This window comes from Chryseobacterium polytrichastri (assembly GCF_900142445.1).
In the GTDB taxonomy this organism is placed as follows: domain Bacteria; phylum Bacteroidota; class Bacteroidia; order Flavobacteriales; family Weeksellaceae; genus Chryseobacterium; species Chryseobacterium polytrichastri.
In genome coordinates this window covers 165,206-191,003 of sequence record NZ_FRAV01000004.1, presented here as the reverse complement: position 1 = coordinate 191,003, position 25,798 = coordinate 165,206, and the positions used below count along the sequence as shown (strand labels likewise).

Here is a 25,798-nt window from a genome sequence, read left to right as displayed (position 1 = left end):
TTCAGATTACAACTTAGAGGCGTGCGAGATAAATCGTTTTTCCTTTTTAGATTATCTAAACTTTTTGCGTAGTCCCCAAGTTTTGGAACTGATCCTAAAAAAGCCTGCTGAGAAATCAACAGGCTGTAATAAATGCACATTTGCAGAGAGGAAGGGATTCGAACCCTCGATACAGTTACCCGCATACTACCTTTCCAGGGTAGCTCCTTCAACCACTCGGACACCTCTCTATTTGAGATTGCAAAAATAGACTAATTTATTGAATTAACAAATTCTTAATACGATTTTACACAGTAATTTCTCCACAAAGACTTTTTGCAAAGTTATCTGCAAAACTGCCTGTGTAACTAGGGTTGTCAATTAAATGCATCGCTTTCGTGATAGCACTTTCAGCAGTAATATCTTTTCCACTGATGGCGCCTATCTTTGAGAAAATGTTACTGTTTTCATATTTCCCAAATGATATTCCTCCTGATATACATTGACTTACCACTACGATCTCTGTTCCGTTATTTCTGATGCCTTGCAATATTTCTTGCGTATTTTCACTGCTGAAAATGGTTCCTGATCCGAAAACCTGAAGAATTAAAACCTTCATTTTTGAGATCTCTTTGAAGTGGTTGAGCTTCATTCCGGGGAAGATTCTCCAAAATAAAATATCTTCAGAAATATGTTCATCAACATGAAATTCTATACTGGGGTCACAACGGTAAAGACTGTCTTTCACGATGTTTAAGTGAACACCTGATTGTCCAAGAATAGGGTAGTTTGGACTAGAATACGCATCAAAATACTCTGCTGAATATTTTAAGGTTCTGTTTCCTCTTAATAATTTATATTCAAAATAAATGGCAACTTCCTGAATAACAGCTTCGTCATTTTCATATAAACTGGCGTAATACAAACTGGTCAGGAGATTTTCTTTAGCATCCGTTCTCAGATCTCCGATAGGCAATTGAGATCCGGTTAATATCACCGGTTTTTTTAAACCTTTTAACATAAAACTTAGTGCTGAAGCCGTATAAGACATGGTATCTGTTCCGTGAAGGATTAAGAATCCATCATAATCCTCGTAACTTTTAAGGATATAATTGGCGATAATTTTCCATTCCTCAGGCCCCATATCCGATGAGTCGAGCGGTTTTGCGAAAGGATGAACGAAAACTTCACATTCCATCAGTTTCATTTCGGGCATTTTCTCAAAAATATTTCCAAAATCAAAGGCGCGGAGGCTTCCGGTTTCATAATCTTTCTCCATACCAATGGTTCCACCGGTGTATATAAGCAGGACTTTTCGTTTCATGTAGTACTTTTTAATAAGAATGTAAGCCTTGTTCAGGTTCGTAGTTCAAAATTACGTTAATTTGCAAAGATTTGAAAATGAATGGAAGATTTAGCGAAAACTTTTGAGTATTTACAACAATTTTTAACGGACGAAAGATTGAGAAAGATCAATCATTTTGCTCCTGAAAGTTCTGATTTTGTACTTCCTGTGATGGATGATGTGTATCAGTTTAGAAATGCGGCGGCGATTATAAGATCGGTGGAAGCTTGTGGCTTTCACAAAGTAGTGGCAATGGAGGAAGAGAATGTATTTGACCCGAATCTTACTGTAACAAAAGGGGCAGAGACATGGGTTGAGGTTGAAAAGATGCCGAAAAATATTGATTCTCTACAAAAAATTAAAGATCGAGGATATAAAATTTTAGCAGTATCACTGGAAAAAAATGCAGTAATGCTTCCTGATTATCAAATTACAGAGCCCATTGCTTTGGTGTTCGGAACTGAAATGGCAGGAGTTTCAGAAGAAGTGATTGATTTTGCAGATGAAACATTGGCGATTCCGATGTATGGCTTTACGAGAAGTTTTAATGTTTCGGTGGCTGCAGGAATTTGTATGTATGAATTAAAACAAAAATTGATTAGTTCTAACATCGATTATAAATTAAGCGAAGAGAAATTATTGAGAATGAAAATCTGTTGGGCAGTAAATTCAATGCAAAGCGGACAACAGATTTTTCAGAAGTATTTGAGAGATCAGAATATTGAAATGTAATTTTAAAATATCAATAGGAGCGGGCTTCAGCCCGCTTTGTCTTTTGTGTAAATAAATTGGCTTTAGCCAAAACCTATTGTAAGTTCAAATAATTCCAGGAAGCCACAAAAACACCAGCAGTTTCAGTTCTCAATCTCTGATTTCCCAGAGAAACCGCTTTAATTCCTTTTTCAGCCAGAAGGTTAATTTCTTTATCAGAAAAATCTCCTTCAGGACCAATTAAAAAGGTAATGTTTTCTATATGGGGAATGTTTTTTAATTCCATCCTTTCTAAATTTTCATTACAATGGGCAACGAAAGTAGTAGAAGGATTGATGCTTTTCAGAAAATCCGGAAGTTTAATGAGATCATTAAGAATTGGAAAATGAAATCTCAAACTCTGTTTTGAAGCAGCAATAGCCTGTTTTCTTAGCTTATCAATACTGATGTTTTTACGTTCTGTTTTTTCAGTTTGTAAAATGGTAATCTCGGAAATTCCCATTTCTACAGCTTTTTCTACAAAAAACTCGATTCTATCAATGTTTTTCGTTGGAGCAATAGCAATGTGAAGCTTTGGATTAAAATCTGAAGTATCCGATTTAATTTCAGAAACTTCAATGTTGGCTTTTTTACCTTCAATCAATAATTTTCCGGAAGCAAAGTTTCCCTTTCCGTCTGTTACGTGAATTTCTTCACCATCTTTCATACGAAGAACTTTTACAATGTGCTGTTGTTCTTCATCATTAATTATTGCTTTTCCGTTATTGATTTCGCCAAAAAAAAGTTTCATATATTGATATTTAAAATCTTCCTGAATTTTATTTATAGGTGATTATTAAAAGGTAATTTCATTATCGCTTAAAAATGCCACACCGGTTTTTATTGTGGTATAAATATCACCTTCACAATCTCTATATGAACATGAGTAAATTTCTTCAATCCACTTATTATTCATAAAAATTAAATTCAGATATTCGTTTTTTCTTAAATTATTTTTGATAGATAAAAAATCTCCTTCTTTGGGTTCGTAAGTAAAACTAAATACATTTTCTGAATTTATTTTCTCTACGATCTCTTCTTTTATATTTTGAACATATCCAATTTCTGAACTTATCATTAAATAATCTTCATCTTCAGATTTTTCTGTCACTTCATTTTTTCCAACAATGGTTTCTAAAACCCAGTAATATTTTGAGTTCTTTTTAGATTGTGTTCCAAGTATTTTTTCTTCTAATAATATTTTCATAAATCGTATTTTGCGGTTGCGGAAGTTCTCAGATCTGTAAATTCACCTCGCTCAAATTTTAATTGAGCAACCATCGCGATCATTGCCGCATTATCGGTTGTATATTCAAATTTTGGAATATAAATATTCCAGCCTAATTTCTCGTTATTGTCCTGCATTGCTTTTCTTAACGCAGAATTGGCAGAAACTCCACCAGCAATAGCAACTTCTTTTATTTCTAATTCTTTGGCTGCTTTCTCAAGCTTGGCCATCAAAATTTCAACAATTGATCTCTGAACAGAAGCACAAAGATCATTTAAGTTATCTTTAATAAAATCTGGATTCTTTTTAACTTCTTTTTGTATAAAATATAATACAGAAGTCTTGATTCCACTGAAAGAATAATCGTAATTCTCTAGTTTTGGTTTATTAAATTTAAACGCTTCAGGGTTTCCTTCTTTTGCTAATCGGTCAATGATTGGGCCAGCTGGATAATCCAGATCAAAGATCTTTCCTATCTTGTCAAATGCTTCTCCTGCGGCATCATCAATGGTTTTGCCAAGGATTTCCATATCGAAATAATCCTTCACCAAAACAATCATGGTATGTCCACCACTTACCGTAAGGCATAGGAACGGAAATTTTGGCGGCATAGGATTTGCATCCTCGATGAAATGTGCTAAAATGTGCGCCTGGAGATGGTTTACTTCAATCAAAGGAACGTCTAAACTCATTGCCAAAGATTTAGCAAATGAGGTTCCTACGAGAAGAGAACCCAAAAGTCCGGGTCCACGAGTAAATCCTATAGCAGAGATAGCATTTTGTTGTATATTTGCTTTAGTTAAAGATTTTTCAACTACGGGTATTATATTTTGCTGATGTGCGCGTGAAGCTAATTCAGGGACTACACCACCATATTCTTTATGGATTTCCTGATTCGCTGCGATGTTAGACAGAATAGAATTTCCCTTGATGATAGCTGCTGATGTGTCGTCGCAAGACGATTCAATACCTAAAATTATAGAGTCGCTCATAATAATGGCAAAGTTAGAGAATAATAACGAGAATGAGAACAAAAAATCAGTAGCTGGAAACTTAAGTGATCAGGTACAAAAAACTGTTGAGGATGTAGAAGGAGTAGTAAAGGAAACCGTTAAAGAAGCATCTGAACTGGCTTCAGATGCCATCCATCATCCTATTGAAACTGCCGAAGAATTTGGGAAACAAGCGGTAAAAGATGTTACCAGCTATACTTGGTGGGCAAAGCTTATTTTGATTTTATTCTGGTTGGTCTTGGGACTTATTACGTTGGTTGTTATTATCATTAATCTTCCTGCTACTAAACAATGGGCTGCCGATCAGGCTTTACAAATCGTTAATCAGGATTTTAAAGCAGATATGTCTAGCGAAAGCGTAAATGTTAATTTCTTTGGTAATGTAGAGATTAAAGGTTTAAAAGTAAAAGACTATAAAGGGCTTGAATTTATTAAAGTAAAAGAGTTTACAGCCAACTCAGACTGGTTTTCACTTATTACCAATATAGGCAAACACAATTCTTTAAGCTTTAATTCTTTAACGCTGAAAAATGCGGATATAAAAGTCATTACATATAAAGGAGACAGTATTTCAAATTTTATCCGATTTACCCAATTGTTTGACAATGGTAAAAAAAGAGATCCAAGCAAACCTCCTTTTCAACTGAATTCAAGATTGCAGATTATTGATTCTAAAGTTTCAATAATTAATCAAAATTCGCCTGGCGATCACGGAAAATGGTTGACTGCCACAAAGTTTAATCTAAAAGCTCCGAATGTTAAAGTAAATGGAGTTAATATTTCTGCTTTAATTAATAATATGTCCTTCATCACAACAAGATGGGGGAAATCTCATATTGTAGATACTTTCTCTACAGAGCTTTCTATGACAGAAGATTTTTTTTCGCTTAAAGATTTAACGTTAAATACAGATCATACTCTTTTACAAGGAAATATTAAGTTTCATCTTCATAAAGGGTCATGGTCAGACTTTACGAATAAAGTCCGTTGGGATATGAATCTTGAGCAGGGAAGCCAGTTGAGTGGATATGATATTAGCTATTTCGTTACCAATTGGGATAATTATAAACCATTCAATGTATCCGGAAAAATGACGGGACCTTTGAATAAATTTCACCTTGAAAATTTCCTGATCCGAAACCCTGATGTGAATATTGCGACTCAAACTATGAGAGTTGATAATCTCTTGAAAGGTAATTTTTTAATTGAAACCAATAATCTTTCAACAGACTTTACATATAAAGATTTAAAAGCAATGATGCCTTCATTTATTGCTACAAAAATGAAAAATTTTGCCGATGATTTCGGGAAATTAAAATATAACGGGGCTGCAAGGGTTACACCAGAGCAAGTATATGTAGCTGCCGGAAATTTAATGACAGGAATTGGGCAGGCAAAAATTACTAAATTTTCTCTTACAGGATATAGTACGCCTGTTCCAAAATATTCTGGTTATGCTGAAGTTAACGATTTAAATACTTCTGTCATTACGAAGAGCAAAACAGTTGGGTTAATTTCTGGAAAGTTTGATATTGATGGTCAGAGTTTTGATGTTAATACGATGCGTTTAACTACAAAATCTCAGATTTCTAAGATTGAGATCATGAATAAAGAAATTAACAATCTTTATTTGGATGGTCTGTTGGATCATAGAAAGTATAATGGGTTAATCACAATCAATGATGAGCAGGCAAAGGCAAGCATCAAAGGTTTAATAGATTTCAGTACTCCAAAAATATCCATGAATGTGGATGCTGACGTTGATCATCTAAACATGAACTATTTTACGGATAAACCGGGAAGTCAGATCGTGAGCGGAAAAGTAGTTGGTAAGATGGCGATGACCTCTATTAATGATCTTAATCTTGATGTGGAAGCAAATAATATTAATTTTGCTACAGCTACTCAGAAATATGTTGTTCCTAATGCTAAAATAAAAACGTTCTTGGAGGCTGGAGGTCGTGTCATTGATGTTGATGCACCGGGAGCGGTAAATGGAAAGATTTCCGGAAGATATAATTTGGCAGATCTGGTAGGAATGGTAGAAAACGGGATTGGAAGAATATTAGTAGGTCCACCACCGAGAAAATTATACAGAGGCCAGAACTTTACCATGAACTTTGATGTTCAGCAGGGATTGGTAAGCTATTTTCTGCCAGATCTCAAGCTTCCTAAAGGAGCGATAGTTGATGGGAAATATGATGGTGATTCAAATAATTTAATTTTAAATCTCGATACAGCTTCGTTGCAGTATATCATGATGAAGAAGGAGGAAATAACGGAAGCTGATAAAGCCTTAGCCGAAGCAAATCCTGACTATAAAATTAATGATAGAGATAATGTTACCAGAGACAGCGCGATGGTGGACAGTGTTATGGTAAGAATTAATACGGCTAATCTTGATGAGCAGATTTACGCTAAGATAAATAAGGTTGTATACAATAAAAATATTTTAAGGGATATTACTTTAAGTGGCAGAAATGAAAATAATACAACCCTTCATTTAGCAACCAAATTTAAACATGGAAGTCCGGAGGATGATTTGAATGATCAATTGAAAGAATATGCGATCAATGTAAATCAATCTACGAATGCTACAGGAGATTTTGTTTTTAAATTTGAACCAACAGAAGTTAAATTTGGGAACGTTACCTGGGCAATAGATACGAGTCCTGAGCTGGATCATTCTATTACCTATCGAAAGGCAACAGCTGATTTTGATATTAGAAATTTAAAGGTGTATTCTGATAAAAGCAGCTTGTTTATTAAGGAAGCCCAGTTTAAATCTGCTAAAGATTTTTATGTAGATGCAGATATTACCGACTTTTCTATTGAGAAGTTGTTGGAAATGCAGTCTGGTGGTAATTCCATGGATATTAAAGGTCTTGCTAATGGAAGTGTAAAGATCAAAATGGATAAAAGTACACTTCAGCCTTTGGTAGATCTTACAGTTGATAATATCATGATGAATGGTAATGATATGGGAGACCTTACGATTTCGGCAACGAATGGTTTTTCATTGAATGTATATGATGTAGATGTAAAAGTAACTTCAGCCGGAGTACTTGGTGGTAATAATTTGGATCTTACAGGAACTGTTAATAATAACACCTCGTCACCTACTATCGATTTAACGGCGCAAATGCGTGAATTTGATGTTTCTTTTGCTCAACAATTCGTACAGTCTGTTTTTGGAAACTTAAGAGGAAAAGCAACCGGAGATCTTAAAATCAACGGGAAGTTTAATAACCTTGATTATAGCGGTGATATTGCGATGAAAAGTTTTGGCTTAAAGCTTTTATTCACAGGGGTAGATTATTCATTTGATGATACGGTAATTCCTTTATCTAAAGGATTGGCTGTTCTTAACAATATAAGAGTTCATGACGGAAGATCCAATTCACAGGGAACAATTTCCGGAGCGATTCAGTTTGAAACGCTTTCTTCAATGGGGGTCAACCTTGTAATGAGAGCAGATAATCTGTTAATGCTGAATACCACGCAAAAAGATTATGATCTGTTTTGGGGAAGGATTTACGGACAAGGAGATTTATATGTTGACGGACCTGTTTCCGGATTAAGTATTTCAACGCCCAATATGAAAGCACTGAATGGAAGTACATTTACTTTCAACTCTAGTTCTACATCAAATGTTGAAGAGTTTAAAATGTTGAGATTCCTAAAAGAAGGAAAAGATGGATTAGTCACACTGGAAGAAAAGAAAAAAACAGGAGCCAATATGAATATTGATTTCGATCTGGATGTTGATAGAGGAACAACGGTGAATGTATTAATCGGGGATGATGTAGGAAATATTACTGTAAAAGGAATTGCTGATAATTTGAGGTTCCAGATGAGCAGACAGGGAAGTATTGGGATGAGTGGTACTTATAAAGTTGATAACGGAACTTTTGTTTCTAAAGCAATCCTTAATAAAACCTTCCAGATAGACAAAGGAAGTAGTATTCGTTGGGATGGTGATGCCATGAAACCTGCGCTGGATATTAAAGCCAATTATGTAAGAATGGTTTCCAATGCAGGAGAGTATTTGAGTATGGGAACTCTCCAGCCAATCAGTATTTTACTTCAGGCAAATATCACACAATCTCTTACAGATCCTAAAATTGATCTTAATGTTTCGGCTTTGGACGTTTCAAGTCAGGTGAAGGAAACTTTAGCTGCAAAGATGAGTCAGGAGGGAGAAAAAGTATTACAGTTTGGTTCTGTTCTTTTGTTAAACAGTTTCAACGTTTCCAATACGGGTGGAGTAGATGTGGATGTTGCCGGGGTTGCAGAATCTTCCGGATATAACTTACTTTTAAAACAATTGGGTTCAGTTCTTAATACAATGAGTAACGAATTTCAGATTGACCTTAATTATGTGAAGGGAGATCAGAACTCTAATACAGGAGACCGAGCCAATGCAGGGGTAAGCTTTGCGCTTTCACCTAGAATCAATGTGAAAACAGGGCTTGGAATTCCTTTAACAAAAACGGAAAGTACTGAGGCTAACTATCTTTCGGGGGAAGGATCAATAGAATATGATGTATCTAAAAAGAATGACGGGAGCTTAATTTTAAGAGGATATTCTAAGCCGAGCAACATCGGAATGAGCCTAGGGGCAGGGACTAACGGTTCTGCTAATCAAGCCTATGGAGGGGGGATTGTATGGAGTAAAAGTTTTAATTCTTTGTTTAAAAAGAAGAGAAAAGACAAAAAACAGACAGAAGCCAAAACAGAAATAAAAACAGATTCTGTAAAAACAGGGGGTAAATAATCAGAATGTTTTAATGATTTTTATCATACGTGTTAATTATTGTTAATATTTGATATAATTTTCATGGTTAAATTATTTTTTCTAAATTTGCAAAGAATACATAGAATTTTTAAGGAAATTGTAATTTAACTAATATGAACTATCAACTGGACGAAATAGACAAGAAGATTCTTGACTTCTTAGTAGAAAACACAAGAATGCCCTTTACAGAAATTGCTAAGCAGATGGACGTTTCTGCGGGTACAATTCACGTAAGAGTGAAAAAAATGGAGGATGCAGGTATTATTTTGGGATCATCCCTTAATATCGATTATGGTAAGTTAGACTATCATTTTACAGCTTTTATCGGAATTCTTTTAACGAAATCAAACCGCACACAAGAGGTATTGAAAGAATTAACAAGTATTCCTAACGTAATCGAAGCTAGCGTTATTTCAGGAAAATACAACATTTTCTGTAAAGTAAGAGCTAAGAATACGGAAGATGCTAAAAGAATCATTTATCAGATTGATGACATCCAAGATGTTATGAGAACTGAAAGTATGATCTCTATGGAGGAATTCTTAAGTGATAAAAATAGATTGATCAACGCTATTTCTATTTAATCAAATTTTAAAACGAATTACTATAAAAGAACTTATGAAATCTCTCATAAGTTCTTTATTTTTGTACCTATGGAAGAATACAGTTACTTTGACGAGGATCCGAAGAAAGGATGGGGCTTTATTGCAGCATTTGCTTCTTTAATGTTGTTTACGATAATGGGATTGGGAATTGATGTAGATGAATACCTACAGCATGAGTTTCTTAATATCCCAAGGTGGTATTTTTACGTTATTTTCTCAATTGATGCATTAATGATAATCAGTTTAGTGTTAATGTTCTTTTATAAAAAGATAGGCATCTATATATTCCCTGTATTATTGGTTCTGCACTTCTTTATGCACAACTATTATTTATCAACATTCTTATATACAGATGTTACCAATTTATTCCTTTTTACAGGATTTGGAATGCTGGCAATTATCCCAAAATGGAAATTTTTTAAATTAATCTAGATTTCTAAAAAAATAACGTGCTTGTGGAGAATCTTCAACATTTAAATATTGAGTTAAAAAAATATCTGGAACAAATAAGTCCACAGCTTATTGTTGATTTAACAGATCTAATTAATGATAAGAACATAAATTATCTCAATAATAAATCGAAGAATAATTGTAAAGCATTGTATTTTGAATATCAATATGATTATTTAGACATCATATTTTGGTCGGTTGATCAAGCGGGGGAAAGGATTACTGAACTAATTAGGTTGCCTTCAAAGAAGATCGATAGAATAGATGAAGAGTGGAGTGCGTTAATTCCAAAACAGATTTGGGAAGCTGCTGCGGATTTTGAAGACACCTATGAAGATGATGATTTTGATGATATTCTGGACGAATATAATACGGAGAAATACGAATTGTTTGAAAGCTGGTTTTTAGAATGTTGGAAAAAAGCAACAGAACAAACTAAAGTGGAAGTCGACGCTTATTTTTCTATTCACGATACGTATTTTAAAACCGATTTACATTCCATGGAGACTATAAATACAGACGAAATTAACGAACGGTATCAATAGTTATAACTGATATAAGTCTTAAATAAAAAATGCCTCAAAATATTGAGGCATTTTTCTATATCAAAAAAGATGATCTTATTTCTCTAAAATTCTCTTCACAGCTTCTTTCACAGCTGTAGAATCTATTTTATATTTTTTCATTAATTCAGCAGGAGTTGCAGATTCTCCGAAAGAATCATTTACCGCTACGAATTCCTGTCTTGTAGGTCTTTTTCTAGCTAACATTCCAGCAATAGATTCACCTAAACCACCAATGTAGTTATGTTCTTCAGCCGTAACAATTTTTCCTGTTTTTTCAACAGATTTTAAGATGATCTCTTCGTCCAAAGGTTTAATGGTGTGGATATTGATTACCTCACAAGAGATACCTTCTTTTTCAAGCTCATCTGCAGCTACAAGAGATTCCCAAACCAAGTGACCTGTTGCAACAATCGTTACATCGGTACCTTCTTGTAAAAGAATTCCTTTCCCGATTTCGAAAGGCATATCTTCCGGAATGAAAACAGGAACTACAGGTCTTCCGAATCTTAGGTAAACCGGTCCTTCAAAATCAGCGATTGCTAAAGTTGCTGCTTTAGTTTGATTATAATCACAAGTATTGATTACAGTCATTCCCGGAAGCATTTTCATCATCCCGATATCTTCCAATACCTGGTGAGTAGCGCCATCTTCACCCAAAGTAAGACCTGCGTGAGAAGCACATATTTTTACATTTTTATCAGAATAAGCTACTGACTGACGGATCTGGTCATACACTCTTGAAGTAGAGAAGTTAGCGAAAGTTCCTGTGAAAGGAATTTTTCCTGTAATACTAAGACCTGCAGCAATACCTATCATGTTCGCTTCAGCAATACCTATCTGAAAGAATCTTTCTGGTGCTTTTTCAATGAATTTTTCCATTTTCAAAGAACCGATAAGGTCTGCACAAAGTGCTACTACATTAGGGTTTGTGTCAGCAAGTTCAGCTAATCCAGCTCCAAATCCTGAACGGGTATCTTTTTTTTCTGTATATGTATATTTCATTTTTATTTTTTTAATCAAGATTTTGTAAATAATTGTTTAATTTCTTTTGATCAGCCTGATCAAGTTTTCCCTGAATTTCATTGAAGTACAAAACTTCGTATCGTATCTGGTCCAACGTTTCTTTAACGTTTACACTACTATTTGGTGATCTTTTAAGATACATATCGCATACTTGCCCTACATAGTTTTTTAAGTGACCTTTCAATTCACTGTTTTTAAATTCAGGCAAATTCTTATCAATGTTTCTACAGTGGTTAGGAAGTCCTTTCCACATAAGCTCACTAGAAATATTGTTTATCGCTAAGTTTTCCTTATTAATTACTGATTTTTTATACTCAGATATATATTCGGGAACATAATAGTTATTGTAATATCCGTACATAGGTGCTTTTACAGAATCATTGGGCAGTTGTTTTTCTATATAGACTTCTTTTTGAGTACGTTTGATAGAATCCTGCTTTTTTTGTAGATCTGCAATAGCTTTTTTATGATCGAAAAAAACGACGTCTTTTGTATCTTGTATGGATGACAATACAAAATATTCTGTATCATACTTATTTTCCAGACCGGCTTTTAGGATAAAACCTTTTAGATTAGCATTTTTAATTTCTGCAATTCCAAGGTATCGTGCTAATAACCCGTTAAGAATATTAATATTATTATATGTTGATTTTTCATCAATACAAACTTTCAGGTTTTGAGTTGGTGTTTTATCATCAGCCATATAATTAATAAGATAATGAGTACACGGAATTCCTAAGATATTCTCTTTTGTAGTAAGTTTTTTAGCTGAAAAAGTATATCCGTTTTTATCAAAATCAGATAGATCAGAATCAGATGAGGCAAGATAATTTCTTGCGTCTAAATTTACAGAGCTTGTTCCCAGTATATCTGTGAAAAAATATGCAGGGCTAGAATTTACAATGATTTTAGATAGAAATTCATTGCTCTTACTTGCATAAATTTTTATTCCTTCTGAAACTGATTTTTTTTCAACTTGCTGATAATCGAATTCCTTTACAAAAGAAATTTTCTTTTGCTGAGCAAACCCCAAAATAAAGCTTGAAAAAAAACAGATTGAGACGAACTTTTTCATGAAAACTTGATAAAAAGTGATCAGTAAGATATTAATAGTCTGCCGGAGCTTCTAAGTATAATTCTTTCATTGCTGTAGCCAATTGCTCATCATTAGGAGCTTTTCCATGCCAAGCATGAGATCCCATCATGAAATCTACACCAGCACCCATCTCTGTATGAAGAAGAATAACAACTGGTTTTCCTTTTCCTGTCTCAGTTTTTGCTTTCTCAAGGATTGCAGTTACTGCTTCAAGGTCATTCCCGTTTTTCTCTTCCAAAACAATCCATCCGAAAGCCTCCAATTTTGCATGAAGATTTCCTAATGAAAGTACGTGTTCTGTACTTCCGTCAATTTGTTGTCCGTTATAATCAATGGTAGAAATAATGTTATCCACTTTTTTAGCAGAAGCATACATCAAAGCTTCCCAGTTTTGACCTTCCTGCAATTCTCCATCTCCATGTAAAGTATATACCAAAGAGCTATCGCCGTCTAGTTTTTTACCTTGAGCTACTCCTAAAGCTACAGAAAGTCCCTGACCAAGAGATCCGGAAGCGATACGAATTCCAGGAAGACCTTCATGAGTAGTTGGGTGTCCTTGTAATCTTGAATCTAATTTTCTGAAAGTACTCAGTTCTTCAACAGGGAAAAATCCGAATCTTGCCAAAGTAGAATAGAATACCGGTGAAATGTGCCCGTTTGAAAGATAAAAATGATCTTCATTTTTTCCTTCCATTGTGAAAGGAAGGTTATAGTTCATTACCTTACCGTAAAGCGCTGTGAAAAATTCTGTACAACCTAAACTTCCGCCTGGGTGACCTGAATTTACAGCATGAACCATTCTTAAAATGTCTCTTCTGATTTGTGTAGTAAGAGATTTCAACTCTTCGATACTTTTACTCATTATTTCTGATTTATTTGCACACAAATTTACAATTTTTTAATGGCTTACGGAAATGCAAAAATCCGGGTTTTTGGCCCGGATTTTAATTTTTTTATACAAACAGATGGATTTAACCGCCTGCACTAAAGGATACTGAAATCTCTGTCACCACATTATTTACAAATTTAAAAGATAAATTGGTTCCTGCAGTTTCATCATTCAGAACAAAATATCCGGTATCCTGAGGGCTTCTTTTACCATCTTCGTCCCAACTGGGGCTAACGCTGAAACTGGAATGATTTCTGAAAGCATTAATTAAATCATCTCTTGTACTTCCAACTCCGATTCCACTTTTTGTTTTAAATTTTTTGCTTGTTGTTGAGATTCCTAAAACGCTGACAATATCTTTTTTGGTGTCTATCATATAGGTTGAATAAAAATCTATTGATAAGATTTCTCCACCATATTTGATTGCATTTTTAGCGGTTCCATCAATGACCTTCATTTTTGTTCCTGACGTTTTTTCAACCTCTGCTTGTTCCATAGAAATTTTATAAGGTCCCATTCTTAAAGTGGAAACTTCAAAATCCTGAGCCGAGATAAAGCTACAAGCCAATACAAATAAGTATAGTTGAATAATTTTTTTCATGGTAAATAGTTTTTTGATAATGAATATTTAAATTTTTATTTTAACCACAAAAGAGGCAAAAGATTAACACTTGAGTTATTGAAGTTCATCATAAAATGCAAACAAGAACACACAAGTAAAAAAATCTTTGCATATTGAGCGGAGTCGAAATATTATTCTTTTGCAAGCTTTGTTTTCAAAAAAGCTAAACTTTAAATGATTCAATAATAGCTTTTGTACCTTTTGTGGTTAGTTTTTAAGTTACCTTAAACATGCTTAATAATAAATTTAAAGCTTATCGCTTTAAAAGATCAGGTTTCTTTCTAATCAACCAAAGTCCAAAGAACGTCAGTAATCCATTAATGATTAATAGCTCTAATCCGATTTTGAAATCTCCAAAAAGAGTAGCCTGATATTTATCGATAAAATAAGAGATAATAGGAGCTGCAATACAAACGTAAGGAACCAACTTATCTTCAACTTTATATTTTGTGAAAATTCCAAATGCAAAGAGTCCTAATAGTGGACCGTAAGTGAATCCGGCCAATTTAAGAATTAGGCCAATCATGGAATTATCATTAATAATTTTAAATATAACAACCATCACTAAGAAAGAAGCAGCAACGAGCAAGTGAACGTTTTTTCTGAATTTTTCTTTCTTTTTAGTATCCCAAGGCTTGTCTTTCATTCCAACAATATCGATGCATAATGATGAGGTAAGCGCAGTCATAGCACCATCAGCACTCGGGAATAAAGCTGAAATTAAGGCGATTATAAATATAATTGAAATAAAGCCCGGCATATGATTTAAAGCTACCTCAGGGAAAATTTTATCTCCGAAAATGTCTTTTCCGTTTAATAAAAATTCTTTTTTAGGAATTCCGTCTTTAATGATTTCTGTGATTTGACCACCTTCGCTTTGCCCGAAAAGGTATAAAAGTCCACCCATATAAAGGAATAGGGAAATTACGCCTAATAAGATAAAGCCAAGGGTTACCATATTCTTCTGGGAATCTTTCAGCTTCGTAACAGAAAGACTTTTCTGCATCATTTCCTGATCAATTCCTGTCATGGTAATGGTTATGAATGCTCCGGCAAGAATCTGTTTGAGGAAAAATCCTGGTGAATTGATATCGAATTCAAATACCTTAGTATAACCTTTATCGCTCATTGCGGTCAAACTCTGTCCTACACTTAGGTCTAAGTGATTCAACATATAAACCGTACAAATGATCAGTCCTAAAAGCATACAAGAAGTCTGTAAAGTATCAGTCCAGACAATGGTTTTTACCCCTCCTTCATAAGTATAAAGGATAATCATGATCAATATAATTAAGGTCGTTACAATAAAAGGAACTCCTAAACTATCTAAAATAGTAATCTGAAGAATATTAACAACCAGATATAATCTCGCGGTGGCTCCAACCAATCTTGATACAATGAAAATCCATGCTCCCGATTTATAAGAAAGTTGCCCCATCCTTTGTTGAAGATAGCCATAAATTGAGGTTAATTTTAACCGATAGTATAAAGGAAGTAAGACGTATGCAACCACAATATATCCGATAAGATATCCTAAAGTGATTTGTAAATAAGAAAAACTGTCTTTCCCAACAGCACCGGGAACGCTCACGAAGGTAACGCCAGAAAGCGATGTCCCAATCATCCCAAATGCAACGAGCATCCAATTACTTTTACGGTTTCCAATGAAGAAACTTTCATTATCACTTCCTTTTCCAGTTTTATAAGCTACCCAAAGTAGCAGTGCGAAATAGGCGATAATGATAACCAGTAATAGATACGGCGACATATTTGTAAATTTTTAAATTTCACAAATATAGTTTTTTTAAAGAAATTTTTTAAAAGCAATTTCGTTTTTGAAATTACAGAGTGCGAAAGGTCAAACTAATCTGCAGGGAAGTTCCAGATCTTCGTTAAGATGATAGCTTGCGCACATTCTGTGATACCCGTCTGCAATGATGAGTTTGTTATTGCCACGAACGAGTAAAATAGGGGAGAGCTTTATTTCTTTTTTTATTTTCTGTAGATCTTCCTGAACGTATTTGTTTTCGCGCGGCAATAAAGGAAGCTCGCTTGCCCGAAAGACATCCTTACATTTTTTATAAATGGTTGTGGCTTCTGTTAATTTTTTAATAATTCCGGCAGTTTTTTGTTCGTCATAGATGAGTTCTAAATAATCTTTTGCTGCAGGGTAATCGTGTTTGTCGGGATTCTTTTTAAAAATGCTGCTTGTTTTTTTCATTACTATTTGTTTAAGTTTTTATATAGTGAATAGATGTGTAGTGCTACAAATACAAAACCATAACTAATTTTGAAAGAGTAATTTAGCGATTTTATTGCAGATTACATTCATTATATTGATAAAAAAAACCTTTCAGAGTTGAGTTCTGAAAGGTTGATGTATTTTCTGTATTTAGTTGAACTTAATTAACTAAAACATCCTGAAGTTCTTCACTTTTTTGGAAACTTGCTTTTGCAAACGGACAAAGTGGAATAATCTTCTTTCCGTTTTTTCTGGCAAAGTCTACCGCTGCTAAAAGCATTTCTTTACCCACACCTTTTCCGTTGTGTTCTTCACCTACCTCGGTATGATCTATGATGAATCTTTCTTCACCTGCCCAAGTGTAGGTCATTTTTCCTGCTGAGATTCCGTCTATGAAAGCCTCAAAACTTCCGTGTTTTTCGTCGTTGTTTTGCTTTACTTCTATCATATTATGAATATTTGGTTTGAATTTCTATATCGTTTGTTAATAATTTATGTACGGGGCAAGCATCTGCAATGGTATGTAGCCTTTTTAGCTGTTCTTCATCAATAGTTCCTTCAAAACTGATGTTTCTCGTGAAGACCGCCCTTTTAGTTAATGGATAATTTTCTAGTTCTACTTCTACATGTATTTCTTCAACCGCCCATTCTTTTCTGTCGATGTACATTTTTAAAGTGGCTGCAGTACAACTTGCCAGTGATGTTGCCAGAATTTCAAAAGGATTGAAACCTTTATTCTGTCCACCTTTATCTACAGGTTCATCTGTAATCAGTTGATTTTCACCAGCCGTTACTTCAGTGTAATATTTTTCTTTTCCTAAAACTGCTTTTACGGTTACTCCCATTATTGTTGTGTCTTGAATTTATAACTTAATGCTCCGGATGGGCACAGGTCTATTTGATTTTTAAGTTCCTGAGGAGTTGCATTTTCAACTTTTATCCAGGGTCTTTCTTTTGGATTATAAACTTTTGGAAGAGTTTTCACGCAAACTGTTGAATGGATACATTTTTGAGGTTGCCAGATAACAGTGATTTCTCCATTGATGTATTCGTGTGTTTCCATACTAATCTTCTTTTAATGATTTTTCAATTCTTTTGTCGGGAATGAGCCATAATAAAGCAGAGGCGTAATAAAAACCTATTGCAATATAAGGATAAAAAAACGAAGTCACGATCCCTGAAATATAAAAAATAATCGACATATACTCTTTAAATTTAGAAGATATGGCTTCTTTTATCTTCGAGTTTTCGCCTTCATTTTTTATAATTAAATTTTCCAGAATGGTATACGCAATCCCGGACATTATCAATCCTATGCCATAAACTGTTACGGGATTTTTGGCAAAATGAGTTTCTCCGATCCACTCTGTTGCGACGGGCATTAATGAAAGCCAGAACAACAAATGAAGATTGGCCCAAAGAATACTTCCGTTCACTTTTTTTACAGCCTGAAACAAATGATGATGGTTGTTCCAATAAATTCCGATATACAGAAAACTGAAAATATAAGCCAAAAACTTTGGAATAAGAGGTTTCAAACTTTCCCAATTATTTCCTTCCGGTACTTTTAATTCAAGCACCATAATTGTAATAATAACGGCTAGAACACCGTCACTGAAAGCCTCTAATCTTCCTTTTGTCATTAGTTTTTAACCTGAATTTTAAAATTTTCTATTTTACCTTTTAATTCTTTTAGCATATCAGGATTGATGACCCCGCTTTCCATATCAAAGTTTTCGTAAAATTTAGACAGAGAAAAAGTGTCTTTTACATCTGCTGCAAATTGAGGAAAGAAGGTCTTGGCAGTGTTCATTACATTGCCGCCACCATATCCTCCGGGAGAAGTGCTCATCAAGAGCATCGGCTTGTTTTGAAAAACTTTAACGTTAATCCTTGAAGCCCAGTCGAAAACATTTTTAAAAGCAGCACTATAAGATCTGTTATGCTCTGCAAGAGAACAAATGATTACATCACATTCTTCTATTTGTTTTAAAAAATTGTGCGCTTCATCCGGAAAACCTTTCTTTTCGAGATCGATAGAGAAGGTAGGCATCGTGAAATCATTAAGGTCAATTAAATTAATTTCTTCATCCTGAAAATCTTTCAAAACAAATTTTACCAATTCTCTATTAATTGAAGTGGAAGAGGTGCTTCCTGCAAATGCTAATATTTTCATCGTATATTTTTTATTGTTTTTCCTAAGGTTTTCTATTTAAAATAGCTTTAGGAAGTGGAACGTATTCGTCTTCGTCACCAGGAACTAAAGGAAAAGCATCATGGTTTTGGTCGTTCCAATTTACTTTTGCTTCATCAATGACTTCCTTGTTTGAATTTACGAAATTCCAGAATATAAAGCGCTCTTCATCAAAAGGCTCACCTCCGAAAAGATAAACGGTTCCGTTTTCGCTCATTTCAAATTCGCAAAGATTGGTATTTTTTGCGATCATTAATTGCTTCGAGCCGTAAGAATTTCCGTCTGTAGTTACCGTTCCATCCAAAACATACATGGCTGCTTCACCATAAAGATCTTTTCCGATGCTTATTTTTTGAGCAGTTTTCGTTTTAATTTCAATAAAAAACAGTTTACTGTGAACAGGAACCGGAGATGTTTTTCCAAAAGCTTCTCCTGCAATAAGTTTATATTGAATATCACCTTCTTCCCAAAGAGGAAGTTGATCTGCTTCAATATGATGAAACGTAGGTTCACTTTGCTCTAAATGCTTTGGAAGGCCTACCCAGATCTGAAATCCGTGAAGCTTTTTATCGGTATGTCTTAAATATTCAGGGGTTCTTTCTGAATGTACAACGCCTTTTCCGGCAGTCATCCAATTTACAGCGCCTGGTTTTATTTCAAGAGCGCTTCCGATACTGTCTCTGTGGAAAATTGATCCTTCTAAGAGATAAGTTAATGTTGAAAGTCCGATATGAGGATGAGGTGGAACATCAAGATTTTGATAATCTTTTAATTCAGAAGGTCCCATATGGTCAATAAAAACAAAGGGTCCAACTGCTCTTTTTTCACGGAAAGGCAAGAGTCTTCCCACTAAAAAATTTCCTATATCTGCTGATTTTTCTTCAATTATAAGTCCAATGTTTGACATGGCTAAAGTATTTTTTTCAATTTTGTTTACGCTAATGTAATTAATATTTTCAACGCTTATGATACTTTAATGAAAATTAAAGTTGATTGAATTTTTATGTTTTAATTGTTGGATAAACGCAAAGGCGCAAAGAATTTTTTATTATTTTGTTTTAAGGCGCAAGAAAATTATAGATTTTTCATTTCTTTACTTTCCATCAAACTTTCCATTCCGGAGGAATCTCGATGCTGCTTTATTTGCGAGATTAAGATTCTTACGAAATGATAAATAGATGGTACTTTTATACCTAATCAATTTTATCGAAGATAAAATCTTTGTGTCTTAAAATAATGAGTTTTCAATTAACATTGCGTCTTCGCGTTTGCCCAACGACTCAATAGTAAAGTTACGAAATAATTAAAAATTAATCTGCCAAATACCCAAATCTTCCCAAGTTATAATCCTCAAAAGCCTGCATAATTTCTTCTTTTGAATTCATTACAAAAGGTCCGTGTGGATAAATAGGTTCGTCTAAAGGCATTCCGCTGATGATTAATAGAATTGAATCTTCAGATGCTTCTATCGTAAAAGTTTCTCCTTCGTTTTGGAATAAGACCAAATGATCTGATGGTGCTTTTTGTTCACCGTTTATGATAATACTTCCTTCCACAACCAGCGCTGCGGTATTGAAGTTAGCGGGGAAATTGAAATCTGCTTTTCCTCCTGACTTTAATTTTGCATTCATCATATGAACCGGACTGTACGTAAAGGCAGGACCTTTATGACCGTTGTATTCTCCGGCAATGATTTCAATAAATCCGTTATCCCCAAGGTCTACTTTTTCCATATCGGAATTTTTGATCGCCTGGTATTTTGGGCAGCTCATTTTATATACTGAAGGAAGATTTACCCAAAGCTGAACCATTTGGAAAATACCACCGGTTTTTGCCCATTCAGTTTCATGATATTCTTTGTGAAGAACTCCTTTTGCAGCAGTCATCCATTGTACATCGCCTTCACCAATAATTCCTCCTCCTCCTGCGCTGTCGTGATGTTCAACTCTACCTTGATAGGCTATCGTTACGGTTTCAAAACCTCTGTGAGGATGTACGCCAACTCCTCTAGGAGTTTCCGTTCCATTAAAATGAAATTTTGAGTTATAGTCGAGTAAAATGAAAGGATCCATTCTTTTCATATCCAATCCTTGTACACCCGGAATAAAATTATGCACCCTAAAACCGTCACCCACGAAATGTGCAGGTTTTGGAGATATTACTATTTCTACTTTTTTAGTTGCCATAATATTGTTGATTTTATATAGGCAAAATTATTAAAGTTAAAAATCAAATGCATTGACCTGTGATAAGTAGTGCATTTGTTGTGGTGAAAAAAGTAAAAATGAGAGGTTGAAAAATATTTTTTTAGTGCTTCGCCAAACCTAACAGGTTTTCAAAACCTGTTAGGTTTATTGTGTGGAAAGATTCGAGTCTAGATTTCTGCGGGATGACAAACTTTGTGCTTACCCGAAATAGCTTCAAATAATAAAAAAGAGTAAAGCTAGTTCTACGTTGTGAAACGGTTCCAAAAAATATAAACTATAATTGATGCAATCTAAAATTTTATTCCTCCTTCGATTTCATGTTTTTTCCATCAGAAATATGCAGTCTTCTGAAAACAAATCCTGATATGATGGTTAAAATTCCCACGGTAAGAAATGTATATCGGAATGCATTATGAATTTCTCCTTCAATGAGATCTGTATTTTCATATAATTTTAAAACAATTAAACCAAATGCGATCCCAAATCCAATGGCAAGTTGTTGATTAACGGATACTAGAGAGTTTCCGCTGCTTGTCTGGAAGTTTCGAAGATCTGCAATAGAAATGGTATTCATTGAGGTGAATTGTATTGAATTAAAGAATCCCAACACCGCAATAATCGGGACAAACCAGTATAATGAAGTGTGAATGTTTGGAATGGCTAATAGGCAAATCAAAGTTCCAATGATGAAGGTGTTGACCATCAGTGTTTTTCGATAGCCAAAGGTATCTAGAATTTTAATAACATATGATTTTCCAAACATGGCGGTTACTGCCATTGGAGCGATGATCCACCCAGAAGTTACGGCTGATTGTTTGTACGCAATCTGAATCATTAAAGGGAGTAATAATGGAATAGCACTGATTCCTAATCGTGTTGCCAGATTTCCTACAACGCCTACCCGAAATGTTCTTACCTGGAAAAGGTCTAGTGGGAAAATTGGATTCCCGCTTTTTTTTGCATGTTTGTAGTAATAATATAAGAAAAGAAAGCCTAAAATAAATACCACTAAAACGGGGGTTGTATTTTGAAGATCCCCAAAAAGCTCTAATGAAATTGAAAGTAGAAGAGAGGCTGCTGCAAAGATCATGAAGCCTTTTAAGTCGAAATCTACATCCTCAGATTTATAATTAGGCATATATTTTACGCCTAAAACAATTCCTATGATTCCAAAGGGAATATTAATTAAAAAAATCCAGTGCCATGAAAGATAATCTACCATATAGCCTCCAACCAAAGGACCTAAAACAGGGCCGATTAATGCAGGAATAATGGCGAAGTTCATCGCTTTTAATAATTCGTTTTTGTCGAAAGTTTTAATTAAAGCTAATTTACCTACAGGTGTCATCAAGCTTCCTCCAACGCCTTGTAATACTCTTGAGATTACCAGTTGCGTAAGGTTTTGTGAAATAGCGCAAAAAAATGAACCCAGACTGAAAAGTATCAGTGAAACAATAAAAACCTTTTTTGTTCCAAAACGATCTGCTAAAAAACCACTTGCCGGCATGAAGACCGCTAATGTGAGAACATAACTAATAATAGCGTTCTGCATGTTGAGAGGAGACTCCTCCAAGTCTTTTGCTATGGAAGGCAAAGAGGTATTTAAGATTGTAGAATCCAACATCTGCATGAAAATCGCAGTGGCAAGAATCAGTGGTAAGACTTTTTTTACTTGTGTTTGTGACGAACTTATTTCAGACATTTGTGGGGCTAGAATTTTAATTTTCTAGTGGATTTGGGGTTAAAAAGAATACTGCAATATCTGCAGCCTTTTCTTTAGATAAAGAAATCCATATAAAATTAAAAAAGTCTTGCGATATTTCACAAGACTTTTTAATTTATTTTCTAGGCTTTTCTACTCCTTTCCATTCTTCACCAGCTTTTCGGTATTGGCTAAGCTCATAAGTTTTGAAATCCGTTGTTTTGTATTCAATATTATCAGTATTCTGTTCAAAAGGCATGATATAGTAATAATCTACATCTGTTTTGTCTGTTTTAGTTCCTTTTTTAACTGAAGGTACATATTTAGAGAATTTGTAACTAGGTAGATATTGTTTCAATCTTGCATAGAAAGCTTTGTTTTCTTTTTCTACAGGAATGATGTCTACAATGTTGAAATCATCTTTTTTCTTGTTGATCCAAAGATAATAAGTCTTCTCTTCCTGAGTTTTCTTGTTTAAAGAGTTGAATGCAAATAATTCTTTTGGTACCAATTCTTTAATTTTTTCAGGATCTACTTTGGTGAAGTATTCCCCTTGAGAAGGATCACAATAAGTCTCCAGGTTTAACATTAAGACATTGTTATTCTCGAAATTTTTATTTTTAAAATATTGATTTAAAGATAATTCAGCTGTTGCTCTTAATTCTTTACCTCTTTCATCTAGTTTTTTAGTTGGATTCTGAGGGTTTACTTTTTTCACAAACTCATACAGAACCTTAGGTTTTACATCTTTAAGGTGAGGGTATGTTTTTAATTGTTCAGCTTTTGCCAACCAGTAAAATTGTTGATAATAGTCATCCTTTTCATTATCCTTTACGGTTTTGTACGTTAAAGCAAGTTTTTTTGAGTTAAGATATTTACCAAATTTACCTTGTCCGAAGGTAAAAGTTATAGATAATAAAGCAAAAAAGATAGTAAGGGTTCTTCTCATTTTTATAAAATTGATTTTTCGTTTTCCAAATATAATTATTTATTAGATAATATTTTTGATTGTCAGTTAATTTATATCAATTTATTATTGGTTATTCAAAAGAAAATCCTGTATTGCTACAGGATTGATAAATTTTATTGTTAGGTAATAGGATTTAGGGCTTAGGAATAAGTTTTTTAGCTTACAGTTTTAAACTTTATTTTCCCTAAACTCTAAACCCTTTTATTCATAAGAAGTTTCATGAACCTTAATAGATCTTCCACTTGGATCATTCATTTTTTTGAAAGCCTCATCCCATTCCAACGCAATTGGAGTAGAACATGCAACAGATGGTACAGACGGAACGGTGGCAGCAGCTGTTTCACTTGGGAAATGCTCTTCAAAAATTGTTCTGTAACGGTATTCTTCTTTGTTTTGAGGAGTGTTTAATGGGAATCTGAATTTTGCATTCGTCATCATTTCGTCAGACACTTCTTTTTCGGCCACTTCTTTTAAGGTGTCGATCCATGAATAACCTACTCCGTCTGAAAACTGTTCTTTCTGTCTCCATGCAATAGATTCAGGAAGTAAATCTTCGAAAGCTTTTCTTAATACCCATTTTTCAATCTTTCCTTCGGAAACGTTAATCATTTTATCTTTCGGATTAACGGCCATGGCAATATCCATAAATTCTTTATCTAAGAAAGGAACACGGCCTTCAATTCCCCAGCTCATTAATGCTTTGTTGGCTCTCAAGCAATCGTAAAGGTGAAGTTTTCCTAATTTTCTAACTGTTTCATCATGGAATTCTTTTGCGTTCGGTGCTTTATGGAAATATAAATATCCACCGAATAATTCATCAGAACCTTCACCGGAAAGTACCATTTTTATCCCCATAGATTTGATGACTCTTGCTAAAAGATACATTGGGGTAGACGCGCGAATTGTCGTTACATCATAAGTTTCCAAATGATAGATTACATCACGAATAGCATCTAGGCCCTCTTGAACGGTAAAATTAACCTCATGGTGAATAGACCCAATATGTTCTGCTGCTTTTTTTGCTGCAATCAAATCTGGCGAACCTACCAAACCTACCGCGAAACTGTGTAATCTTGGATACCAAGCTTCCTGTGTATCGCCGCTTTCAATTCTTTGTCGGGCAAATTTTGCCGTAATAGCAGAAATTACAGATGAATCTAAACCTCCTGATAAAAGTACTCCATAAGGAACATCACTCATCAATTGTCTGTGAACAGCGTCTTCAAGTCCTTTTCTTATTTTTGAAATATCCGTTTCATTATCTTTAACATTGTCAAAGCTTTCCCAGTCTCTCTTGTACCATTGTTGAAGCTCGCTTCCTTGTTTACTGAAAACAAAATGTCCCGGTAAAAAAGTTTCAATGGTTTTACAAATACCTTCCAATGCTTTTAATTCTGAAGCTACATAATAGTTGCCGTTTTTATCCCATCCTTGATATAGCGGACAAATTCCCATATGGTCGCGGGCAATCAGATACACATCATTTTCAATGTCGTAAAGTGAAAAAGCAAAAATTCCGTTTAGTTTTTCTATAAAACTCTCTCCGTATTTTCTGTAAAGCGCTAGAATGACTTCACAATCAGATTCAGTCTGAAATTCATAATCAGGAAACTCCTTTTTTAATTCTCTATGGTTATAGATCTCTCCGTTTACTGCTAACACAACGTTTCCGTCTTTTGTAAATAAAGGTTGCTTTCCTGAAGTAGGATCTACAATGGCAAGTCTTTCGTGAGAGAAAATTATTTTTTCATTTTGAAATACGCCACTCCAATCCGGACCTCTATGACGGATTTTTTTTGACATTTCTAATACCTGAGGTCTTAATACCTCAGTTTTTTGTTTTGCATCAAACAAACATACGATTCCACACATTTTTTATCATTTATTTAAAGCAAAAATAGAATTGTAATTTAAAAATAACAACAAAAAATATTTAAATATGAATATTTTTAACTTAATTTATTATTTTAAAGAAAAATTTAAACTTATTCAAGTTGTAAGTATGGTTTTTGTTTATATTTTTCACTTTGAATTATAAATGATATTTTGTATACGAAATAAAAATAACATATTTATTAATATATGTTAATTTATTCTACGAATTTTTGACCTTACTTTG

General features: G+C 34.2%; 25 protein-coding genes and 1 tRNA gene. 5 read left to right on the top strand and 21 right to left on the bottom strand.

Going from position 1 to position 25,798, the window contains the following annotated elements; all coding sequences use genetic code 11:
- Nucleotides 1-143: 143 nt before the first annotated feature.
- Together BUB80_RS03990 and BUB80_RS03985 are read right to left on the bottom strand one after the other, a co-directional pair.
- Nucleotides 144-230: transfer RNA gene (locus BUB80_RS03990), tRNA-Ser, on the bottom strand.
- Between the two features lie 56 nt (nucleotides 231-286).
- Nucleotides 287-1,303, bottom strand: a complete 1,017-nt coding sequence (locus BUB80_RS03985; protein WP_073291128.1) for an asparaginase — start codon at nucleotides 1,301-1,303, stop codon at nucleotides 287-289.
- Between the two features lie 81 nt (nucleotides 1,304-1,384).
- On the opposite strand from BUB80_RS03985, the gene BUB80_RS03980 reads away from it, so the two are divergent.
- Complete coding sequence (locus tag BUB80_RS03980; RefSeq protein ID WP_073291126.1) at nucleotides 1,385-2,056, top strand: TrmH family RNA methyltransferase; 672 nt, start codon at nucleotides 1,385-1,387, stop codon at nucleotides 2,054-2,056.
- Between the two features lie 73 nt (nucleotides 2,057-2,129).
- Here the strand turns inward: BUB80_RS03980 and BUB80_RS03975 are convergent, their stop codons facing one another.
- From BUB80_RS03975 to tsaD, 3 genes are read right to left on the bottom strand one after another with little or no spacing between them, the layout of a single operon-like run.
- Nucleotides 2,130-2,825: an RsmE family RNA methyltransferase gene (locus BUB80_RS03975; RefSeq protein ID WP_073291124.1), complete on the bottom strand. Its 696-nt coding sequence runs from the start codon at nucleotides 2,823-2,825 to the stop codon at nucleotides 2,130-2,132.
- A gap of 45 nt (nucleotides 2,826-2,870) precedes the next feature.
- The gene (locus BUB80_RS03970; RefSeq protein WP_066751554.1) at nucleotides 2,871-3,281 is read right to left on the bottom strand and encodes a hypothetical protein; all 411 of its coding nucleotides are present in this window, start codon (nucleotides 3,279-3,281) and stop codon (nucleotides 2,871-2,873) included.
- The gene (gene tsaD, locus BUB80_RS03965; protein WP_073291122.1) at nucleotides 3,278-4,294 is read right to left on the bottom strand and encodes a tRNA (adenosine(37)-N6)-threonylcarbamoyltransferase complex transferase subunit TsaD; all 1,017 of its coding nucleotides are present in this window, start codon (nucleotides 4,292-4,294) and stop codon (nucleotides 3,278-3,280) included. The genes BUB80_RS03970 and tsaD overlap by 4 nt, the downstream gene beginning before the upstream one ends.
- A 4-nt stretch (nucleotides 4,295-4,298) precedes the next feature.
- Between tsaD and BUB80_RS03960 the strand changes: the two genes are divergently transcribed.
- From BUB80_RS03960 to BUB80_RS03945, 4 genes are all read left to right on the top strand, one after another.
- Nucleotides 4,299-9,092 carry a translocation/assembly module TamB domain-containing protein gene (locus tag BUB80_RS03960; RefSeq protein WP_073291119.1) on the top strand — a complete coding sequence of 1,598 codons (4,794 nt, stop codon included), beginning with the start codon at nucleotides 4,299-4,301 and terminating at the stop codon, nucleotides 9,090-9,092.
- A 134-nt stretch (nucleotides 9,093-9,226) separates the two neighbouring features.
- Nucleotides 9,227-9,697 (top strand): Lrp/AsnC family transcriptional regulator, encoded by a 471-nt coding sequence (locus BUB80_RS03955; protein WP_034710477.1) that lies wholly within the window; start codon nucleotides 9,227-9,229, stop codon nucleotides 9,695-9,697.
- Between the two features lie 69 nt (nucleotides 9,698-9,766).
- Complete coding sequence (locus BUB80_RS03950; protein ID WP_073291118.1) at nucleotides 9,767-10,150, top strand: hypothetical protein; 384 nt, start codon at nucleotides 9,767-9,769, stop codon at nucleotides 10,148-10,150.
- A gap of 23 nt (nucleotides 10,151-10,173) precedes the next feature.
- The gene (locus BUB80_RS03945) at nucleotides 10,174-10,713 is read left to right on the top strand and encodes a hypothetical protein (protein ID WP_139262515.1); all 540 of its coding nucleotides are present in this window, start codon (nucleotides 10,174-10,176) and stop codon (nucleotides 10,711-10,713) included.
- A gap of 75 nt (nucleotides 10,714-10,788) precedes the next feature.
- Here BUB80_RS03945 and BUB80_RS03940 read toward each other — a convergent pair whose 3' ends face one another.
- The 16 genes from BUB80_RS03940 to asnB all read right to left on the bottom strand — a co-directional run bounded on the left by BUB80_RS03940 (nucleotide 10,789) and on the right by asnB (nucleotide 25,551).
- Complete coding sequence (locus BUB80_RS03940) at nucleotides 10,789-11,736, bottom strand: transketolase family protein (RefSeq protein ID WP_073291161.1); 948 nt, start codon at nucleotides 11,734-11,736, stop codon at nucleotides 10,789-10,791.
- Between the two features lie 10 nt (nucleotides 11,737-11,746).
- Entirely contained in the window at nucleotides 11,747-12,832 is a 1,086-nt protein-coding gene (locus tag BUB80_RS03935) for a hypothetical protein (RefSeq protein ID WP_073291115.1), read from the bottom strand.
- A 31-nt stretch (nucleotides 12,833-12,863) separates the two neighbouring features.
- The gene (locus tag BUB80_RS03930; RefSeq protein WP_262484429.1) at nucleotides 12,864-13,718 is read right to left on the bottom strand and encodes a transketolase; all 855 of its coding nucleotides are present in this window, start codon (nucleotides 13,716-13,718) and stop codon (nucleotides 12,864-12,866) included.
- Between the two features lie 106 nt (nucleotides 13,719-13,824).
- On the bottom strand, nucleotides 13,825-14,343 hold the full coding sequence (locus BUB80_RS03925; RefSeq protein ID WP_073291111.1) for a hypothetical protein: 519 nt from the start codon (nucleotides 14,341-14,343) through the stop codon (nucleotides 13,825-13,827).
- A 274-nt stretch (nucleotides 14,344-14,617) separates the two neighbouring features.
- Nucleotides 14,618-16,132 (bottom strand): sodium:solute symporter, encoded by a 1,515-nt coding sequence (locus BUB80_RS03920; RefSeq protein ID WP_073291109.1) that lies wholly within the window; start codon nucleotides 16,130-16,132, stop codon nucleotides 14,618-14,620.
- Nucleotides 16,133-16,222: 90 nt separating this feature from the next.
- Nucleotides 16,223-16,585, bottom strand: coding sequence for a hypothetical protein (locus tag BUB80_RS03915; RefSeq protein WP_073291107.1), 363 nt, complete (start codon nucleotides 16,583-16,585; stop codon nucleotides 16,223-16,225).
- A gap of 181 nt (nucleotides 16,586-16,766) precedes the next feature.
- Nucleotides 16,767-17,054: a GNAT family N-acetyltransferase gene (locus BUB80_RS03910; protein ID WP_228433678.1), complete on the bottom strand. Its 288-nt coding sequence runs from the start codon at nucleotides 17,052-17,054 to the stop codon at nucleotides 16,767-16,769.
- 1 nt (nucleotide 17,055) lies between these two features.
- A complete protein-coding gene (locus BUB80_RS03905) occupies nucleotides 17,056-17,451 on the bottom strand; it encodes an OsmC family protein (protein WP_073291106.1) in 396 nt (131 codons plus the stop codon).
- Entirely contained in the window at nucleotides 17,451-17,669 is a 219-nt protein-coding gene (locus BUB80_RS03900; protein WP_066751522.1) for a (4Fe-4S)-binding protein, read from the bottom strand. Before BUB80_RS03900 ends, BUB80_RS03905 begins: the two co-directional genes overlap by 1 nt.
- A gap of 1 nt (nucleotide 17,670) precedes the next feature.
- Complete coding sequence (locus BUB80_RS03895; protein WP_073291104.1) at nucleotides 17,671-18,249, bottom strand: TMEM175 family protein; 579 nt, start codon at nucleotides 18,247-18,249, stop codon at nucleotides 17,671-17,673.
- Nucleotides 18,249-18,782 carry an NADPH-dependent FMN reductase gene (locus BUB80_RS03890; protein ID WP_073291102.1) on the bottom strand — a complete coding sequence of 178 codons (534 nt, stop codon included), beginning with the start codon at nucleotides 18,780-18,782 and terminating at the stop codon, nucleotides 18,249-18,251. Before BUB80_RS03890 ends, BUB80_RS03895 begins: the two co-directional genes overlap by 1 nt.
- A gap of 22 nt (nucleotides 18,783-18,804) precedes the next feature.
- A complete protein-coding gene (locus tag BUB80_RS03885) occupies nucleotides 18,805-19,707 on the bottom strand; it encodes a pirin family protein (RefSeq protein WP_073291100.1) in 903 nt (300 codons plus the stop codon).
- A gap of 403 nt (nucleotides 19,708-20,110) precedes the next feature.
- Entirely contained in the window at nucleotides 20,111-20,986 is an 876-nt protein-coding gene (locus BUB80_RS03880; RefSeq protein ID WP_073291098.1) for a pirin family protein, read from the bottom strand.
- A gap of 319 nt (nucleotides 20,987-21,305) precedes the next feature.
- Complete coding sequence (locus tag BUB80_RS03875; protein WP_073291096.1) at nucleotides 21,306-22,709, bottom strand: MFS transporter; 1,404 nt, start codon at nucleotides 22,707-22,709, stop codon at nucleotides 21,306-21,308.
- Between the two features lie 136 nt (nucleotides 22,710-22,845).
- A complete protein-coding gene (locus BUB80_RS03870; protein ID WP_073291094.1) occupies nucleotides 22,846-23,658 on the bottom strand; it encodes a hypothetical protein in 813 nt (270 codons plus the stop codon).
- Nucleotides 23,659-23,880: 222 nt separating this feature from the next.
- Nucleotides 23,881-25,551: an asparagine synthase B gene (gene asnB, locus BUB80_RS03865; protein WP_073291093.1), complete on the bottom strand. Its 1,671-nt coding sequence runs from the start codon at nucleotides 25,549-25,551 to the stop codon at nucleotides 23,881-23,883.
- Nucleotides 25,552-25,798 lie beyond the last annotated feature (247 nt).